The organism is Streptomyces hydrogenans (assembly GCF_014656075.1).
Taxonomy (GTDB): Bacteria; Actinomycetota; Actinomycetes; order Streptomycetales; family Streptomycetaceae; genus Streptomyces; species Streptomyces hydrogenans.
The window spans coordinates 71,037-88,959 of the sequence record NZ_BNBS01000001.1 but is presented as its reverse complement, the minus strand read 5'-3'; the positions used below and the strand labels follow the sequence as shown (position 1 = coordinate 88,959).

General features: G+C 74.7%; 17 protein-coding genes and 1 pseudogene. 3 read left to right on the top strand and 15 right to left on the bottom strand.

Annotation, left to right across the window (positions count from 1 at the left end; translation table 11 throughout):
• Positions 1 to 110: 110 nt before the first annotated feature.
• The 3 genes from IE321_RS00385 to IE321_RS00375 all read right to left on the bottom strand — a co-directional run bounded on the left by IE321_RS00385 (position 111) and on the right by IE321_RS00375 (position 3,271).
• Positions 111 to 791, bottom strand: coding sequence for a hypothetical protein (locus tag IE321_RS00385; protein ID WP_190221263.1), 681 nt, complete (start codon positions 789 to 791; stop codon positions 111 to 113).
• A 153-nt stretch (positions 792 to 944) separates the two neighbouring features.
• Positions 945 to 1,775 (bottom strand): SDR family NAD(P)-dependent oxidoreductase, encoded by an 831-nt coding sequence (locus IE321_RS00380; RefSeq protein ID WP_043222257.1) that lies wholly within the window; start codon positions 1,773 to 1,775, stop codon positions 945 to 947.
• Positions 1,772 to 3,271, bottom strand: coding sequence for a DHA2 family efflux MFS transporter permease subunit (locus tag IE321_RS00375; protein ID WP_190221262.1), 1,500 nt, complete (start codon positions 3,269 to 3,271; stop codon positions 1,772 to 1,774). The genes IE321_RS00380 and IE321_RS00375 overlap by 4 nt, the downstream gene beginning before the upstream one ends.
• Positions 3,272 to 3,589: 318 nt before the next feature.
• Here IE321_RS00375 and IE321_RS00370 point away from each other — a divergent pair, with 318 nt between their 5' ends.
• The 3 genes from IE321_RS00370 (at position 3,590) to IE321_RS00360 (ending at position 6,433) form a co-directional block, all read left to right on the top strand.
• Entirely contained in the window at positions 3,590 to 4,213 is a 624-nt protein-coding gene (locus IE321_RS00370; protein ID WP_226652523.1) for a TetR/AcrR family transcriptional regulator, read from the top strand.
• Between the two features lie 119 nt (positions 4,214 to 4,332).
• Positions 4,333 to 5,016 (top strand): response regulator transcription factor, encoded by a 684-nt coding sequence (locus IE321_RS00365; protein ID WP_190221260.1) that lies wholly within the window; start codon positions 4,333 to 4,335, stop codon positions 5,014 to 5,016.
• Positions 5,017 to 5,149: 133 nt separating this feature from the next.
• Complete coding sequence (locus IE321_RS00360) at positions 5,150 to 6,433, top strand: cytochrome P450 (protein ID WP_190221259.1); 1,284 nt, start codon at positions 5,150 to 5,152, stop codon at positions 6,431 to 6,433.
• Between the two features lie 82 nt (positions 6,434 to 6,515).
• Here IE321_RS00360 and IE321_RS00355 read toward each other — a convergent pair whose 3' ends face one another.
• The 12 genes and pseudogenes from IE321_RS00355 to IE321_RS00295 all read right to left on the bottom strand — a co-directional run bounded on the left by IE321_RS00355 (position 6,516) and on the right by IE321_RS00295 (position 17,913).
• Positions 6,516 to 7,352 carry an SDR family oxidoreductase gene (locus IE321_RS00355; RefSeq protein ID WP_190221258.1) on the bottom strand — a complete coding sequence of 279 codons (837 nt, stop codon included), beginning with the start codon at positions 7,350 to 7,352 and terminating at the stop codon, positions 6,516 to 6,518.
• Positions 7,349 to 8,038, bottom strand: coding sequence for an antibiotic biosynthesis monooxygenase family protein (locus IE321_RS00350; RefSeq protein ID WP_051841824.1), 690 nt, complete (start codon positions 8,036 to 8,038; stop codon positions 7,349 to 7,351). Before IE321_RS00350 ends, IE321_RS00355 begins: the two co-directional genes overlap by 4 nt.
• Complete coding sequence (locus IE321_RS00345) at positions 8,028 to 8,627, bottom strand: NADPH-dependent FMN reductase (protein WP_043222248.1); 600 nt, start codon at positions 8,625 to 8,627, stop codon at positions 8,028 to 8,030. The genes IE321_RS00350 and IE321_RS00345 overlap by 11 nt, the downstream gene beginning before the upstream one ends.
• On the bottom strand, positions 8,624 to 9,907 hold the full coding sequence (locus tag IE321_RS00340; RefSeq protein WP_226652459.1) for an MFS transporter: 1,284 nt from the start codon (positions 9,905 to 9,907) through the stop codon (positions 8,624 to 8,626). Before IE321_RS00340 ends, IE321_RS00345 begins: the two co-directional genes overlap by 4 nt.
• Entirely contained in the window at positions 9,904 to 10,941 is a 1,038-nt protein-coding gene (locus IE321_RS00335) for an LLM class flavin-dependent oxidoreductase (protein WP_226652458.1), read from the bottom strand. Before IE321_RS00335 ends, IE321_RS00340 begins: the two co-directional genes overlap by 4 nt.
• Positions 10,938 to 12,934 (bottom strand): annotated as a pseudogene (locus IE321_RS43310) (SDR family oxidoreductase). The gene IE321_RS00335 and the pseudogene IE321_RS43310 overlap by 4 nt, the downstream one beginning before the upstream one ends.
• Before the next feature lie 2 nt (positions 12,935 to 12,936).
• A complete protein-coding gene (locus IE321_RS00320; RefSeq protein ID WP_190221255.1) occupies positions 12,937 to 13,875 on the bottom strand; it encodes an aromatase/cyclase in 939 nt (312 codons plus the stop codon).
• A 34-nt stretch (positions 13,876 to 13,909) separates the two neighbouring features.
• Complete coding sequence (gene fabG, locus IE321_RS00315) at positions 13,910 to 14,701, bottom strand: 3-oxoacyl-ACP reductase FabG (protein ID WP_043222242.1); 792 nt, start codon at positions 14,699 to 14,701, stop codon at positions 13,910 to 13,912.
• 11 nt (positions 14,702 to 14,712) lie between these two features.
• Positions 14,713 to 14,988, bottom strand: coding sequence for an acyl carrier protein (locus IE321_RS00310; RefSeq protein WP_043222239.1), 276 nt, complete (start codon positions 14,986 to 14,988; stop codon positions 14,713 to 14,715).
• Between the two features lie 104 nt (positions 14,989 to 15,092).
• Positions 15,093 to 16,313, bottom strand: a complete 1,221-nt coding sequence (locus IE321_RS00305) for a ketosynthase chain-length factor (RefSeq protein ID WP_190221254.1) — start codon at positions 16,311 to 16,313, stop codon at positions 15,093 to 15,095.
• Positions 16,310 to 17,590 (bottom strand): beta-ketoacyl-[acyl-carrier-protein] synthase family protein, encoded by a 1,281-nt coding sequence (locus IE321_RS00300; RefSeq protein WP_190221253.1) that lies wholly within the window; start codon positions 17,588 to 17,590, stop codon positions 16,310 to 16,312. The genes IE321_RS00305 and IE321_RS00300 overlap by 4 nt, the downstream gene beginning before the upstream one ends.
• On the bottom strand, positions 17,587 to 17,913 hold the full coding sequence (locus tag IE321_RS00295) for a TcmI family type II polyketide cyclase (RefSeq protein WP_043222234.1): 327 nt from the start codon (positions 17,911 to 17,913) through the stop codon (positions 17,587 to 17,589). The genes IE321_RS00300 and IE321_RS00295 overlap by 4 nt, the downstream gene beginning before the upstream one ends.
• Between the last annotated feature and the right edge of the window lie 10 nt (positions 17,914 to 17,923).

Below are 17,923 nucleotides of genomic sequence, written 5' to 3'. Positions count from 1 at the left end.
GCGCACGGACGCGTGCTCGGGGGCGTCAACGCCCTTGTGGAGAAGCGTCCATGACGGACCGTGGGACGCGGAAGGAACGCGCTGAGCTGCGCTTCTTCGCCGGCGCCGCGTCAGGGCCGCAGGTACGTGGCGACGTGCCGGTAGAGGGAGCCCGTGCCCCCGAAGCGTGCGAGCACCGGCGCCCACACGGCCTCGATGTGGGCCACCGCCTGCTCCTCCGAGAGCCACTCGGAGAAGCTGAGGACCCGGGTGCCGTCCAGGCTGATGTGCAGGTGCGCGGCCACCGCGCCCGGGTAGGCGCGGTCCGCTCCCTCCGTGCTCTCCTCCGAGGCCAGCAGCCCGTCGAGCCACTTCCGGGCCGCCGCCTCGTCCTCGGTGTCGAAGAACGCGACGGGGAACGACTCGGGGAGGACCGCGGGATCCGACGGGACGCTGCCCAGGACCGCGCGGTAGTGACGGAAGGGCGCCGCCGCCGGGGCTCCCGTGCCGGGGACGGCGCCGAGACCGGCCGGCCAGGTGCCGCCGGTGCCCTTCCGGGCCCCGGCGAGCGCCTCCTCCGACGTCCACTGCGTGTACGTGAGGACGGTGGCGCCGGTGTCGTCGACGTAGACGGTGAACGAGGTCAGGCCCTCGGGCCACGCCGCCGGGTCGGCGCCGAGGCGGGCAACCGCCTCGGCGACGGCCCGGGGACGGCCGGGTCCGTCGACGGGCACGGTGGTGACGAGCGCGGCGGCGCTCCCCGGGCTGTCCAGGACCGGGCGGGCGGTGGCGGGGGTCTGCGGGTGCGGCACGGGAGCCTCCGGAGCGGGAGTGGGGGATCGGGACGGATCAAGTCTCCGTGCGCCGGGCGGGGGTGCCCAAGTGCCGCCGTTTCAGGACTTCGTCAGAACTTCGTCAGGGATCCGGGGACGCGGCGCGGTCCCGGCCCCGACGTGACGGAGTCGTCAACTCCGCTCCAGGAGCAGCTTCGTGATCCGCTCCAGGCGGAGGGCGGCCGCCCGGTCGAAGTCGGAGGTGTCGACCCGCAGGCGGTGGCCCTCGACGAAGGCGCTGAGGGGTGCGGCGGGCGGGTCGTCGAGGGCGTCCACGATGGGGGGCAGGGCCGCCGAGACGGGTTTCGCGCGCTGCTGCATCGACCGGATGTGCCGGAGGGTCTCGGCGTCGTACTCGCCGGAGAAGCCGGTCGCGGTGACGCCGGGGTGGATGAGGACGTACCGGATGCCCGTGGTGGCGGCGTACCGGTCGGCGAAGGCGACGGCGAGGAGGTCGTTCAGCTTGCCGCCGTGGCCGAGGGCCGCGCCGCCGTGGTAGCCGTGGCGGAGCTGCAGGTCGTCCCAGCGGACCACGTCGAGGGGGGCGCCGGGGCCGGCGACGTTCACGACGACGGGCCGCTCGGCCTTGCGGAGGACCGGGACCAGACCGTGGCCGAGGAGATAGCGGCTGAGGTAGAAGAGCGCGAAGTTCTCCTCGTACCCCTCCGGCGTCACCGTGCGGCGGGAGCGGTAGTGGCGGGCGCAGAGGACCAGGGCGTCGAGGGCCGGCGCTTCCGCGGTGATCCGCTCGATCGCGGCCTCGGTGTCCGCGAGCAGGCTGAGGTCGGCGCGGACGAAGCGCGCCCGGTCGCCGGCGCCGCGGGCCCGGGCCCGCTCCAGGTAGGTACGGCCCTTGGCGGGGTCGCGGCCGATGACGAGGACGGTGTCGCCCCGGTCGAGGTGGCGCTCGGCGAGGGCCTTGCCGATGCCGTCGGTGCCGCCCGCGATGACGAGGGTGCTCACTGCTGGTCCCCCCGTGTGGCGACGGCGGACGGGGTGGTCTCGGAGAGGGGCGCGTCCGGGGCGTCGGTCCCGGTGTCGGCGGAGGTGTCGGGCGCTTCCCGACGCGGCTCGGGCCGGCCCGGGAGCTGGGTGGCGGCGGCCAGGGTGACGACGAGGGCGATCGCCACCGTCCAGGCGGCCGCGCGGAAGCCGCGGACGGCGTCGCCGTCGCCGGCGGTCTGTACGACGAGGGCGACGGTCGCGATGCCGACCGAGGCGCCCAGCTGGTTGAGCATGTAGAGGACGGAGCTGCCCTGCGGGACCAGCGCGGACGGCAGCGTGCGGTAGAGGGAGGCGATCGTCGGGGCGCCGACGGAGCCGAGCCCGAGACCGAGGGTGAACGCGGCGAGGGCGGTCAGGGCCTCGGGGGTGTCCGCGCCGGCCCGGGTGAACGCCAGGGCGCTCAGCGCGGCGACGACACCGCCGGCCAGCACCAGGGGCCGGGAGCCGAGCCGGTCGGAGAGCCGCCCGGTGAGGGGCATGGAGAGGGCGGAGCCGACGCCGAGCGGGGCGAGCAGCAGGGCCGACGCGAAGGCGCCGTGCCCGCGCGCCTGCTGGTAGTAGAGGGGCAGCGCGAAGAGGAAGGCGAAGGTGGCGAGGCCGACGAGCGCGCCGACCGTGACGCTGGCCGAGAAGCTGCGGCGGGTGAAGAGCCGCAGGTCGATGAGGGGGGCCGTGCGCCGGGCGCCGAGCGCGTGCACCGCGTACCCGCCGAGCAGCAGGACGGCGGCGGCCAGCGGGACGAGGACCTGCCACGTGGCGAAGGCCGCGCGCTCGGCCGCCTGCGAGAGGGCGAGGACGCCGGCGGCGACGCCGGGGCCGATCAGGGCGATGCCGGTGATGTCGAGGCGCGCGACGGGGGCGTCGGAGCCGGGCGCGTCCTTCGGCACGGTCCGCAGGGCGAGGACCAGGGCGACGATCCCGATCGGGATGTTGACCAGGAACATCCAACGCCAGGAGAGGCCCTGGAGGATGATGCCGCCGACGACCGGTCCGAGCACGGGTCCGCTGGAGCCGACCACCCCCATGAGACCCATGACGCGGCCGGCCCGCTCGGGGCCGGAGGCGCGGGCGAGGAGGGTGAGCATCAGCGGGTCGAGGAGGCCCGCTCCCAGGCCTTGGACGACGCGGAAGACGATGAGGCTCGGCGCGTCCCAGGCGAGGCCGGAGCCGATCGATCCGGCGAGGAAGACGACGAGGCCGACCAGCCACAGCCGCCGGCCGCCGAAGCGGTCGACGGCCCAGGTGGTGACCGGGATGGAGACGGTGAGGGCCAGCAGATAGCTGGTCGAGACCCAACTGACCGTGGCCAGTGAGGTGTCGAGGTCCTGGGCCAGGGTGTCGGCCGCGGCGGCGATCATCGAGCTGTCGAGGATCCCCATGATCCCGCCGAGCAGGATGACGCCGATCAGTCGCCGCAGGGCGGGATCGAGGCGTCCGTCGGACGTGTGTGCCATGACTCTCTCTTCCGAAGGTCGAGCGGTGTGCCGGACGGGAGCGGTCGCGAGCGGAGGGGGCGGGTCGGCCCCGGGCGTCGACGATCTGTCCCAGTGAACTGCACTGGCTGGTGCACTTTATGGGGCTCGCTGGTTCGACTGCAACCGGGTGTGCGCTCAATTGCACTCACTGGTGCAGTAGTTGGGTCGGGGCGGTACGATGACGCGGTGACCGGAACCAGTGCAGCGACGAAGGCGACGAAGACGGCCGAGGAGGCCGGTGCGGGCGAGTCCGCGGGAGGCGCGAGGGCGGCCCGGCGGGGCGCGTCCCGCGGCCGGATCGACAAGCGGGAGGCCATCCTCGGCGCCGCGTTCACGGTGTTCGCCCACCGCGGCTACGCCCGCGCGTGCATGGAGGAGATCGCCGAGGTCGCGGGCGTCGCCAAGCACACCGTGTACAACCACCTCGGCGACAAGGAGAACGTCTTCCGCAGCGCGCTGGAGGCGGCGGCCGACACCGTCATGGCCGAGAACCTCGCCGTCGTCGAGCGGCTGACCGCCGAGGGGCACGACACCCCCTTCGGCCCGGACGCGTTGCGCGCGACCCTCGACGCGGTCGCCCACCAGCTCCTGCTGCGATGTTGCGACGAGCGCTCCTGGTCCCTCCGCCGCCTGCTGTACGCCGAGGTCGCCCGCTTCCCCGACCTGCTGGAGGTCGTCTGGGGGCGCGGCGCGGGCCGGCTCAAGCAGTCCCTCGCCGACCGGCTCGCCCGCCTCTCCCTCGCCGGGCACCTGCGCCCCTGCGACCCCGCCGAGGCGGCGGAACAGCTCCTCGCCCTGCTGACCGGACCCATGGAGGCCCGCTCGCGCCTGGGCACCCGGCGGGTTCCCGAGGCAGAACTCCGGGCCGTGGGCGGGTCCGCCGTCCGCACCTTCCTGGCGGCGTACGGACCGGTGGCCTGAACCTTTTTGTGAACGCGGGTGAACGCTCCTTTAAGGCGCGCCCCGCACTCCGCCGCCGCGTCGGATCTGGTGAATCATCAAGCGGAGAACGGCAGTTGGCAGCGGTGGTAGGAGGCAGCGTGCACGTCTTGGTCGTGGGGACGCCGGAGGACGGCTCCGGCTCACCGGCCGCCCGGCTGGAACGGCTCGGACACGACGTCACCTGTGCCGCCACCGGAGCCGAGGCCCTCGCCCTCCACCAGGAGGCGGACCTGGTCCTGCTCGACCTGGACCTGCCGGACATCGACGGCCTGGAGCTGTGCCGGCGCATCCGCGCCGGCGGCCCGGTCCCGGTCATCGCCTTCACCGACAGCGGCACCGAACTCGACCGGGTGCTCGGCCTCTGGGCCGGCGCCGACGACTGCCTCGACAAGCCCTACGAATTCCGCGAACTCGTCGCCCGCATCGAGGCCGTCACCCGCCGGACCCGCCCCCGGGAACCCGTGCGCGAATCCCTCACGGTCGTCTCCATAGGGCGCCTCAGAGTCGACGCGGAATCCCGCGAAGTCCTCGTGGGCGGACGGCTCGTGGAACTCACCCGCAAGGAATTCGACCTCCTCTACTACCTCGCCCAGAACTCCGGGAAAGTCGTCAGCCGGCACCAGCTGATGAAGGAGATATGGGGCGACCCGAGGGGTGAGGCGATCGGCGCCCGGGCCAGCCGCACCGTCGACACCCACGTCAGCTCCCTGCGCAGCAAACTCGGGGACAGCGGATGGATCCGCACCGTGCGCGGCGTCGGCTTCCGGCTCGGCGCCGGATGACGCCCCGGAACTCCGGCCGAACGCTTGACGTCGAATTGTGAAGAAGTGGTCGCTCCTCTGACGATCGACCACCCCTTCGCGGCCTAGAGTCGAAAGGTCAGCGCCCGCCCGATTCAGCGACGGAGACGGCCTCATGACCTCACCCGAATTCCTCATCCCCGATTCTCTGGCTTCCGCATCCCGCGTCCCCGAACCCCCGAAGCCCGATTCCCTTTCCCCGGCGTCCTCCTGCCCCTACCTCGCCTCCGACTTCACCTCCCGACGGCTCGACCTCGACCCGGTCTACGCCCGGCTGCGGGACGAACAGCCCGTCAGCCGGGTCACCATGCCCCACGGCGGCGACGCCTGGCTGGTCACCCGCTACGACGACGTCCGCGCGGCCCTCGCGGACCCGCGGCTCAGCCGCGCGGCGACCGTCGGCAAGGACGTGCCCCGCTCCAGCCCGCTGATCCAGCACCCCGAGTCGCTGCTCAGCATGGACCCCCCGGAACACACCCGGCTGCGCCGCCTGGCCGCCAAGGCGTTCAGCGTGCGCCAGGTCGAGGCCGTACGCCCCCGGGTCCAGGCCATCGTCGACGGACTCGTCGACGCCCTGGAGGAGACCGGCTCGCCCGCCGACCTCGCCGGCGGCCTCGCCTGGCCCATGGGCATCACCGTCATCTGCGAGACCTTCGGCGTCCCCGAGGAGGACCGGGCCGCCTTCCGGGCCTGGACCGACACGATGATGGCCCTCACCGTGGCCGACCCCACCGGGATCCAGGCCGCGCGGGCCGAACTCGACGCCTACCTCCGTGACCTGATAGCCCGTCGCATCGCCGACCCCGGCGACGACCTGCTCAGTCGCCTCGTCACGGCCCGCGACGGACGGGACCGGCTCACCGAGGCCGAACTCGCCATCTTCGCCGTGGACCTGCTCACCGCGGGACACGAGACCACCGCCAACCAGACCGGCAACTTCCTCTACACCCTGCTGTCCCGGCCCGCCCTCTGGGACAGCCTGGTCGAGGAGCCCGCTCTGGTGCCGGGAGCCGTCGAGGAACTGCTCCGGGTCACCCCGCTCGCCACCAGCGTCGCGCCCTTCTCCCGGATCGCCGTCGAGGACCTGGAGATCGGCGGCGCGCTCGTCCGCGCGGGCGACGCCGTCGTGGCCCAGAACGACTCGGCCAACCGCGACGGGACGGTCTTCGAACGGCCCGAGGAGATCGACTTCACCCGCGCCGTCAACCCGCACCTCGCCTTCGGGCACGGCGCCCACCACTGCCCCGCCGCGCCCCTCGCGCGCCTCGAACTGCGCACCGCCGTCGCGACCCTGGTGCGCCGGCTCCCCGGCCTGCGCCTGGCGGTGCCGGTGGACGAGGTCGTCTGGCAGAGCAACCGGGTCATGCGCGGCGTGAAGGAACTCCCCGTGAAGTGGTGACCCCCGGCACGGACGACGGCGCGGCCCCCTCCCGCACGAGGGGGCCGCGCCGTCGTCGTGCCGCGCGCCGTACGGCCGGTCGTCAGCGGAACGCCGCCGCGTGCTCCCGCGCCCACTGCGCGAACGGTGCCGCGCCCCGGCCCAGAACCCGCTCCGTGTCGGGCAGCGGGCTCCCCGGCAGACCGTCCCGCTTCCGCTGGAAGTCCAGCAGGAAGTCCGCGATCGGCTCCGGCAGGTGACCTGTCAACTGGTCCCGGTGCTCGGCCCGTTCGATGCGCTCCACGGGGACGGGGACCCCGGCCGCCGCGGCGATCAGCTCCGCCTGCCGCCGCGCCGACAGGGACTCGGGACCGGTGATCCGCAGCACCTCCCCGCGATGGGCGTCCCCCAGCAGGGCGCGGACCGCGACCTCGGCGACGTCGTCCTCGTGGACGGGCTCGCTGTACGTGTCCGGGTAGGCGACCCGGACGCCCCGCCCCGCGCGGATCCCTTCCGCCCACTGGAGCGCGTTCGAGGCCAGCGCGCCCGCCCGCAGGAACGTCCAGGCCGGACCCGAGGCGCGCAGCGCGTCCTCCGCCCCCTGGTGCAGACGGGCGATCGGGTTGTCCTCGGCCCCGTCCTCGTCGATCGCCAGCGACGAGAACAGCACCACGTGCTCCACCCCGGCGGCCAGCGCCTGCCGGGCGAACGACTCGGCCGTGTCGGCCCGCGCGTACAGGAAGACCTTCCGGACCCCGTCGAGCGCCGGGGCGAAGCCGCCCGGCTCGCCCAGGTCGAGGCGCACCGGCGGCTCCCCGGCCGGCGCTCCGGCCGTCTCCGGCGCGCCGCTGGCGGCGCGCACGGCCACTCCGGCCTCGCGCAGCCCGCGCCACACGGCACCTCCCACCCGGCCGCGTACTCCGGTCACCAGAACGGTCATGAGCTGCTCCTGTCGAGAGGGGGATCGAGAACGGGGTGGAGGTCGAGGGCGTGGTGCAGGTGGTACCGCTTGAAACCGATGGGCCGTACGCCGGGGGTGGCGCCGGTCGCGCCCAGGGTCGCCCGCCGGGTGGCGCCCGCCAGGAACGCCTCGTGGGCCTCGTCGCTCGTCCACCGCGCGTAGTTGAGGACCCGGCTGCCGTCGGTGCTGGCGTGGAAGTGGGCGCTGAGCATGCCCCGGTGCTGGTCGGCGGGGGCCGCGTCGAGCGCGCCGAGGACGGACTCGATGATGCGGTCCTGGCGCTCGGCGCCGTCCACGTCGAAGCTCGCCACCACCACGCTCCCCGGCGGCCGGGGCGAGGACGCGAGGACGACGCCGCGCCGCGGCCGGTACTCGACCGGCTCGGCGCGGGCCGCCCCGTCCAGCGACCGGACGAAGGGCCGGTACGCCTCCGGGTCCCGCGCCTGCACGTAGACGAGGACCGTGTCGTCGTCCGTGCTCAGGTACGCGTGGAAGGAGAGCAGCCCGTCCGGCGGAGGGGCGGCGCGCCACCGGCCGGCCAGCTCGTCGAGCAGCCGTGTCCCCGCCGCGCGCCCCGGCACGTACCACTGCGTCACGAACACGGCCCGCGCGTCCGGACGGCCCGGGTCCGGCCCGGCGGGCGCCGGGAGCGCGTCACGTCCCATAGGGGTGCTCCCGCCGGGCCGTCCGCAGGGCCCGCCCCCACCAGGTGAGCTGGTCGAGGAGGGCGGTCGCCGCGGCGTCGGCCGCCTTGTCGCCGAGGACCCGCCCCTCGGCGTCCAGGCGCTCCCACGCGGTGTGGAAGCTCACCGACTCGCGCACGGTCACGGCGTGCAGCTCGGCGAAGACCGGGCGCAGCTGCTCGACCGCGCGCAGCCCGCCGGCCAGGCCGCCGTAGGAGACGAACCCGACGGGCTTGGCGGCCCATTCGGAGAGGAACCAGTCCAGCACGTTCTTGAGCGAGGCCGGGAAGCTGTGGTTGTACTCGGGCGTCACCACCACGAACGCGTCGGCGTCGGCCAGCACGTCGCGCAGCCGGTCCCTGACCCCGGCCACCTCGGCCGGCGGCTCCTGCCCCGGTTCGGGCAGCGTCAGGGGAAGCGGCGTCTCCCGCAGGTCGACGGTCCGGACGCTCAGGCCGGGATGCGTCAGCGCGCGGGCGGTGAACCAGTCGGCGACGGCCGGGCCGAGCCGCCCGTCGCGGACGCTGGCCGTGATGACGGCCACGGACAGATCGGGGTGCGGTGTGGTCATGCTCGGTCCTTTCGGGAAGGGGAGGGCGAAGCGGAAGGAGAAGGGGCGGAGCGGGAGGGGAAGGGAGCGACGGCCGCCGCCAGGCCGACGGCCGCGGCGACGGCGAGCAGGGCGAAGGCCGGCCGTCCGCCGTGCCCGGCGGACAGCAGCGCGCCCGTCACCGGCAGGAGCACCACGGCGCCGAGCTGCACGGCCGCCTGGTAGACGCGGAGGGCGGCGGGCCGGTCCTCGGCCGCCCCCGTGGCGGCGGCCCGCATGTTGAGCGCGGCGAACGACAGGACGAACCCGGCGCCCACGAGCAGCAGCACCGGCAGGACGCCGGTCGCGTACGGGGCGAGCCGCGGCCGGGCCAGCAGCAGCGCGTACCCGGCCAGGGGCGCAGCCGCGCCCAGCGCGATCAGCCGTCCGACGCCCCACCGCGCGGTCATCCGCCCGGCGAACGGCACCGTGACCGCGAGCGGCACGCACGCGGGCAGCAGCGCGAGGGCGTTCAGCCACGGAGGCCAGCCCTGCCTCTCCTGGACGTGCAGGGTCACCAGGAACAGCACGCTGTGGTACGTGCCGTTCAGCGCCGCCGCCCCCACCGCCGTACGGACCAGCACCCCGTCACGCAGCGCCCGGGCCGCCGACGGGACGCGAACGGCCGGAGCCGCCGGAGCCCCCCGCGGCCGGTCGCGCGGCAGCACCCGCAGCGCGGGCACCAGGACGAGCAGCGCCAGCGGCGCCGGGAACCACAGGGTCCAGCGCCAGCCGGCCTGGAGCAGCGCCCCGGACAGGAGCAGCCCCGCCGTGAACCCGGCCGCCCCGCAGAGCGCGTACACGGACACGGCCCGCCGCCGGCCCGGGCCCTCGGGGAACGCGTCGGCGATGATGGCCAGGCCCGCCGGGGCGGTGAGCGCCGCGCACAGGCCCTTCACCACCCGGGTGGCGACGAGCGTGACGGGATCGTCGGCGAACCCGCCGGCCACGGACGCCACGGCGAAGCCGAGCATCGCCGCCAGGTACACCCGCCGGGTGCCGAGCCGCGCCACCAGCCGCGCCCCCGTCAGCAGGGCGACGGCGAAGCCCAGCGCGAAGCCGCTCATCAGCCACTGCACGGCCAGCGGCGACAGGCCCAGCTCGGCACGGACGTCCGGCAGGGCCACCAGGACCAACGAGACCTCGATCGCGTCGAGGATCATGTTGGCGGACAGCACCAGCAGGACCGCCCGGTGCCGCACGTCCCAGCCGCCGTGCGCCGGGGGAGTCCCGGTGGCCCGCGCCGTGGCGCCCCCGCTCACCGGGGGGCGGGGCCGGCCGCGGGCCCGGCGGCGAGCAGCGGCGGCAGCCTCTCCGTGACCAGCTCGATGTTCTCGGCGACCAGGTCGTCGGGCATGCCCGCGATGCTCGCCCAGAAGATGAGGTGGCGCACGGGCAGCCCCGCGGTCAGCTCCCCGATCCGGACGGCGGCGTCCTCGGGCGTGAGGATGTCGAGGAGGCCGCGGGTGTCCTCGGCGTCGGGGTCGCGCAGGTCCTCCAGGGTCAGCGGCGGCGGCCCCTCCAGACCGGTCCCCTGGAGGGCGCCCTGCCGGTACGAGTTCAGCTGGTGCAGCAGGTGCGGGCCGACGCGCTGCCAGGCCGCCTCGGGATCGTTCGACAGGATGATCGGCAGCAGGTCGGAGACGCGGGCCGTCTCCGGGGCGTGCCCGCCCTCCGCCAGCCCCTTCAGGTAGTGCTCGTGGACGGTGCGGTCGATGTGCAGCAGGCCGAGTCCGAGCCGTCCGGCGATGCGGGCGCCGCGCGGGCCGTAGAACCCGCCCCACACCGGCGGCGGGTCCTGGATCGGGGCCGGGGTGACCTCCCGCTCCCGCCACAGCCGCAGGATCTCGGCGATGTTCCGCTCGGTGTGCTGGAAGCGGCGCCCGAACTCCGCCCCGAACAGGGCGTACTCGGGGCGGCGGTAGCCCGCGCCGAGGCCGAGTTCGAGCCGGCCGCCGCTGATCAGGTCGACCAGGGCGGCCTGTTCGGCCAGGTCGACCGGGTGGTGCAGCGCGGGCAGCACCACGGACGTGCCGATCCGCGCGCGCCGGGTGCGGGCCGCGACGGCGGCGGCGAAGGTCAGCGGCTGCGGGAGGTAGCCGTCCTCGAAGAGGTGGTGCTCGGTGAACCAGAGTCCGCCGACACCGCGCCGGTCGGCCTCCTCGCACAGCTCCAGGGTGTGCGCGTAGTGGTCGGCCCAGGGACGGTGCCAGGCATCGGGATTGCGCAGGTCGAAGAGGAGACCGACGTCCACGGGGTGCCGCTCCTCCGGTGCGGGCGGGGTCGGCGGCGTCATCCGAGGAGGGTCCCGCCGCTGGCGTCGACGAAGGACCCGGTGATCCAGCGGGCCTCGTCGGTCGCGAGGAAGGTCACCACGTCGGCGACGTCACCGGCCCGGCCGACCCGGCGGAAGGCGGAGAGCGCCGCCATCTGCTCCACGGCCTCGGGGATGTCGAACACCGCCCCGCCGTTGTCGGTGATCCCGGGCGCCACGCTGTTGATGGTGATCCCGCGCGGCGCCAGCAGCCGGGCCAGGTGCAGGGTCAGCTGCTCGATGGCGCCCTTCGTCATCGCGTAGGCGACCTGGTCGGGGTTGGCGACGCGGGTGAGGCCGGACGAGATGTTCACGACCCGTCCGCCCTCCGGTATCTGCGGCAGCGCCCGCTGGAGGAGGAAGTACGGGGCGCGGGCGTTGACGGCGAAGAACCGGTCGAACCGCTCCGGGGTGAGGTCCTCGAAGGCGATGCCGCTCTGGCTGGTCTCGCCGGCGTTGTTGACGACGATGTCCAGCGTCGTCGTGCCGGTCCGCTCCTTGAGGCCCGTCTCCAGGGCGAGGAACAGCTCGTGCACGTCCCCCGGCACACCGAGCTCGGCCCGCACGGTGAAGCCGCGCCCGCCGTCCTTCTCGATGAGCCGGAGGGTCTCCTCGGCGGCGGCGTCGTTGCCCGCGTAGTGCACGGCCACGAGCGCGCCCTCGCGGGCGAGGCGCACCGCGACGGCACGGCCGATGCCGCGACTGGATCCGGTGACGAGCGCGGTCTTGCCGGTGAGCCGGGTCATGCGGCAACTCCTTCGTGGGGGAGGGGGGTCGGTGAGGTGGTGGTGTCGGGCTCGTGGTCGACGCCGCTGATGATGCGGGCGAGGTAGCCGGCCGCCGAGTCGAGGTCGAGCAGTTCGGCCATGACCGTGCGCAGGCCCTCCACCTCCGGCCCGCCCAGCAGCAGCCGGGACTGGGCGCGGATGCCGGTGAGGGTGCGGGCGCCGACGCGGTGGCGCAGCCGCTCGTACTCCTCCAGGCCCGCGTCCGCCGCGCGGCCGGTGACCCGGTCGGCGAGCCGGTGCCCGAGGGCGGCGGCGTCCTGGAGGCCGAGGTTGAGGGCCTGGCCGCCGACCGGCATCTGCGTGTGCGCCGCGTCGCCCGCGAGGATCACCCGGCCCTTGACGTACCGGGCGGCCTGGCGGCTGGTGTCGTCGAAGGCGTCGAGCCAGACGGGGGTGCCGTGGCCGATGGACTCGCCGGTGACCTTCGCCCACGCGGCGACGACCTCGTCGAAGGACGGCGGCCCGGTCCGGGGCACGGGCACCGAGCCGTGCACGTGCACCATGATCCGGGTCGTCCCGTCGGGCCAGCGGTGGGCCGTCGCCAGCCCGTTCGGGCGGCGCTCGAAGCGCCGGTTGGGCACCCCGATGCCCGCCACGTCGGCGCGCAGCATCTCCAGCGACGGGTCGTCGCCGGGGAAGTCGAAGCCGGCCAGCTGGCGCACGGTGCTGCGCTCGCCGTCGCAGCCCACGACGTACGAGGCGGCGAACCGCCGCGGTCCGGAGCCGAGTTCGATCCCGCTGACGACCACCCGGTCCGCGTACTGACGCAGCCCGGTCACCGCGTGCCCGCGCCGGACCCGGGCGCCGAGGCCCGTCGCCCACGCGTGCAGGGCCGCTTCCAGGCGCGGCTGCGGGCACTTGAACTGGCCCGCGTACGGATGGCCGGGGGCGGCGGCCCGCAGGTCGAGCGGGAGCCCCCCGAAGTGGCCGGGGCCGCCGGGCGGCAGCGGGCCGAGCCGCGCGAGCAGCCCGCGCTCGGCGAGGAGTTCCATGGTGCGGGTGTGCAGCGTCGAGGCCCGTGACGCGGTGGCCGGCGCCGTGAGCTGTTCCAGGACGGTGACCCGGACGCCGGCCCGGCGCAGGTCGCCGGCGAGCAGCAGGCCGACCGGCCCGGCGCCGACCACGATCACGTCGGTCCGTTCGGGCGCGCCCGCGTACGCCGGGGCGGGGCGGGAGAGCGGGGCCATGGTCAGCGCCGCTCTTCCGCGTACCGCTTGGCCAGGCCGAGCGTGGCGCGGCTGTTCCCGCCGAGCGCCTCGCGGACGAGGACCCGGGCCTCGGCGACGCCGGCGTCCGGGCCGAGGACCCGGGGGATGGCGTCGGCGTTGAGGATCACGGTGTGCTGGGAGGTGGCGGTGGTGGTGCCGTCGGCGTCCTCGGTGAGCTGCCAGTAGCCGGTGTGCAGCGCCAGCAGGGCCGGCAGGGTGGTCTGCTTGTAGACGATCCGGTGGTGGGGGAAGGCGACCCGGACCGACTCGGTGGTGTGGGTGGAGCCGTCCTTGGTACGGGTCTCCATCCGCAGGGTCTGCAGGCCGGGCGTGGTCTCCGTGAACGTGACGGAGGCGACGTGCGGGAGCCGCTCGGTCCACCGGTCGGCCTCGTTGAGGAAGTCGAAGACGTCCTTGGCCGCGCCCTCGACGCGGACGCTGTCCTCGAAGGAGAAGGTCAGCTCGTCGCCGTGCGAGGCGCGTTCCAGGTTCTCCTTGAGGGCGGGCAGCTCGGCCCGGCTGTTGCGGTCGACGGCCTCGTCGATCCAGGCCAGCGCGTCGGGGTCGTCCCCGATCGCGCGGTAGGTGTGCAGCAGCCGGACCCGGGTCCCGTCGTCGCCGGCGGGCTCCAGGATCCAGGTGCCGGTCATCTCGGCGATCGGCGGCGAGGAGACCTCCTGCCAGAAGCGGATGCGCAGCCCCGCGGGGTCGAGGACCCGGCGGGACGTCCAGTTCTTGGCCTCGCCGTTGGCGGTGGCCCAGATCCGGATCCGCTCCTCGTCGCCGTGCGCCTCCAGGCGGTCGACGTGGACGGAGGGCGGGAAGAGGCGCGGCCAGCTCTCCACGTCGGCCAGCAGCCGGTACACCTCGGTGGCCTGGGCCCGCACGGTGATCTCGTGTTCGACCTCGCGAACGGTCATGGTGGACTCCCGGGAAGCAGGGGTGGGTGGGTGATCAGAAGTTGCCGAGGCCGCCGCAGACGTTGAGCGCCTGCGCGGTGATGGACGCGGCGGTGTCCGAGGCGAGGTAGCCGACGAGTCCGGCGACCTCCTCCGGGGTGGAGTAGCGGCCGAGCGGGATCTTGGCCCGGAACTTCTCCAGGACGGCGTCCTCGGTGGTCTCGTAGACGGCGGCGTAGCCCTGGCGGACGCGCTGCGCCATCGGCGTCTCGACGTAGCCGGGGCAGACGGCGTTGACGGTGATGCCGGTCGGCGCGAGCTCGTTGCCGAGCGCCTTGGTGAAGCCGACGACGCCGTGCTTGGAGGCGGAGTACGGGGCGGCGAGGACGACGCCCTGCTTGCCCGCGGTGGAGGCGATGTTGATGATGCGGCCGCGGTCCTTGGCGCGCAGACCGCCTGCGTTCAGCACCTCGCGGGTGACGCGGAAGACGCTGGTGAGGTTGGTCTCGATGACGTCGTCCCACAGCTCGTCGGCCAGGTCGGCGGTCACCCCGCCGCCGCTGCGGCCGGCGTTGTTGACCAGGACGTCGACGGGGCCGAAGCGCTCGACCGCGGCGCGCACGAACTCCCGCACGTCCTCGGCGGAGCGCACGTCGAGGACGGTGCCGTCGACGTCGAGGCCCTCGGCGCGCAGTTCCTTCACGGTGGCCGTGACGTTCTCGGCGCCGCGCGCGCCGATGAAGACGCGGTGGCCCTGCGCGGCGAGCAGCCGGGCGACGGCGAGCCCGATGCCGCTGGTCGCGCCGGTCACGAGGGCGACGCGGGGGGTGGTGGTCGGCTGGGTCATCTCCGGCTCCCTCAGGCGGCCCGGGCGGCGGACAGGTGGGCGTTGACCGCGTCGACGAGCGCGCCCGGGGTGCGGGCCTCGCCGAGGGTGTCGTCGTCGAGCGTGATGCCCCACTCGCGTTCGATCCGGCCGGCGGTCTCCAGCAGGGCCAGCGACTCGTAGCCGAGCGCGTCGAAGTCGGCGTCGCGGATGTCGCCGTCGAGGTCGACGCCCTCGTCGGCGCCGGCCGCCTCGCGCAGCACGCGGCGCAGGTCGTCGAGGGTGAAGGGGGGGAGGGTGGAGGACATGGGGCGGCCTTTCGGTGAGGGATCGGAGGGTGCGGGAGGCGGAGGGCCCACCGCGTACGGGGGTGCCTCTGGGGCGGTCGTGGGGACGGGTCCGGCGGGGAGCGTCAGTCCTCCGCCGCGCGGACCACCAGCGCGGAGTTGAAGCCGCCCTGGCCGCGGGCCAGCACGAGGGCGGTGCGCAGGCGTGCCGGGCGGGGCGCGCCGGTGACCAGGTCGAGGGCGTGGGAGGGGGCGGGCCGGGTGGCCACGGTCGGCGGGATGACGCCGTCGCGCAGGGCCAGCAGGGCGGCCGCCAGGTCGAGCGGCGCGGCCCCGGAGTAGAGCCGGCCGGTCATCGTCTTGGGCGCGGTGACCGGCACGCCGCGCGGGCCGAACACCTCGGCCAGCGTCTCGGCCTCGATCCGGTCCAGTTCGGGGACGGCGGCGGCGTCCGCGAAGACGACGTCGACGTCGCCCGGCGCCGCCCCCGCGTCGGCCAGGGCCAGTTCGACGGCGCGCCGCAGCCCCGGGGCGCGGTCGCTGCCGGGCCGGGGGTCCATCGTCGCCGCGTGCCCGGCGATCTCGCCGTACACCCGGGGCGCGCCCCGGCGCCGGGCGTGCTCCGCGTCCTCGACGACGAGCAGCGCGCCGCCCTCGCCCGGCACGTGTCCGGACGCCTCGGCGTCGAAGGGCACATAGGCCCGTTCCGGGTCGTGGCGGGTGGTGAGCCGACCGCCGGCCTGCTGCGCGACCCAGCCCCAGGAGCAGAGGGAGGCGTCGACGCCGCCGGACACCACGAGCGAGGTGCCCTTGCGGACCTGGCGGCGGGCCTGGGCCACGGCGTCGAGGCCGCCGGCCTGGTCGCTGACGACGACGCTGCTCGGACCGCGCAGCTTGTTCCGGATGGAGATCTGGCCGCTGTTGACGGCGTAGAACCAGGCGAAGGACTGGTACGCCGACACGTACTGCCCGCCCTTGCTCCACAGCGCCTTCAGCTCGTGCTGGCCGAACTCGAAGCCGCCCGAGTGACTGGCGGTGATCACGCCCGCGGCGTAGTCGGGCAGGTCGTCCGGCTCCACCCCGGCGTCGGCGAGCGCCCAGTCGGCGCTCACCAGGGCCAGCCGGGTCATCCGGTCGGTCTGCGGCAGCAGCCGGCCCGGCAGGTGCTCCCCTGCCTCGAAGCCGTCGATCTCGCCGGCGAGCCGGGACGGGTAGGAGGAGGCGTCGAAGCGGGTGACCTCCCGGACGGCGCTGCGTCCGGCGAGGGTGTTGCGCCAGTACTCCTCCAGGCCCAGGCCGTTGGGGGAGACGACGCCGAGGCCGGTCACCACCGCGCGGGCGCTCATCGGACGCTCCGCTCGGGGCGGGCGAGCACCACGGCGCTCTGGAAGCCGCCGAAGCCGCTGCCGACCGACAGGACCGCGTCGACGAGCTGGTCGCGCGCGGTGAGCGGGACGTAGTCCAGGTCGCACTCGGGGTCGGGGGTGTGGAGGTTCGCGGTGGGCGGCACGACGTGGTGCTCCATGGCCAGCGCCGAGGCGGCGATCTCGATGGAGCCGATGGCGCCGAGCGAGTGCCCGACCATCGACTTGATGGAGCTGACGGGCGTGCGGTACGCGTGCTCGCCGAGGCTCGCCTTGAAGGCGGCGGTCTCGTGCCGGTCGTTCTGCTTGGTGCCGGAGCCGTGCGCGTTGACGTAGTCGACCCTGTCCGCGTCGAGGCGGGCCTCGTCGAGGGCGACCCGGATCGCCTCGGCCATCTCCCGGCCGTCGGGGCGCAGGCCCGTCATGTGGAAGGCGTTGGAGCGGGTGGCGTAGCCGGCGACCTCGGCGTAGACGTGGGCGCCGCGGGCGCGGGCGTGGTCGAGGCGTTCCAGGACGAAGACGGCGCAGCCCTCGCCCAGGACGAAGCCGTTGCGGCTGGCGTCGAAGGGCCGTGAGGCGTGCTCGGGGTCGTCGTTGCGGGCGGTGGTGGCCTTGATGGCGTCGAAGCAGGCCACGGTGATGGGGGAGATGGGGGCGTCGGTCGCGCCGGCCACCATCACGTCGGCGAGGCCGTCGCGGATGACCTCGGCGGCGTAGCCGACGGCGTCGAGCCCGGAGGTGCAGCCGGTGGAGACCACCGTGCTGGGGCCTTCGGCGCCGACCGCCCAGGCGACCTCGGTGGCGAAGGAGCTGGGGACCAGGAAGTTGTACAGGTGCGGCACCGCGTAGGTGCCGTCCACGACGTCGAGCCGGCCGCCGTCGCTGACCGTGCGGTACTCCTGGTCGAGGCCGGTGGTGGCGCCGACGGCGCTGCCGATGGTGACGCCGGTGCGGGCCGGGTCGAGGGCGCCGAGGTCGAGCCCGCTGTCCTCCACGGCCTCCCGGGCGGTGACGATCGCGAACTGCGCGGCCCGGTCGGTGCGCCGGATCTCCTGCGGGGTCAGTCCGGCGAGTTCGGCGTCGAAGTCGACCTCGGCGGCGATCTGGGAGCGGAACGGCGAGGGGTCGAAGAAGGAGATCCGGCGGGTGGCGGTGCGGCCGTCGGTGAGCAGCTGCCAGAAGTTCTTGGTGCCGATCGCGCCGGGTGCCGTCACCCCGATCCCGGTGATCACGACCCGGCGGTCGTCGGGGCGGCTCACCGGGCGCTCCAGTGGTAGAAGCGGCGGGCCATGGCGTCGGCGGGCGAGCGCCAGGTGGCGGGGTCGTACGCCTCGATGTGCGGCTTCAGGTCGTCGCTGATGGCGACGAACCGCGGGTCGCTCTTGGCGCCCTCGATGCGGGTGCCGCCGTCGGTGTCGTCGAAGTCCTGGAGGTGGAAGTACAGGCCGCGGTAGGCGAAGAGCTGGCGCCTGCGGGTGCCCATCAGGTGCGGCATCTCGGTCGCGTCGAACGCGCCGAAGAGCCGGGCGACTTCGTCGTCCGAACCGGCGGCGATCCGGGCGACGATCAGGGTGCTGTGCATCGTGACCTCT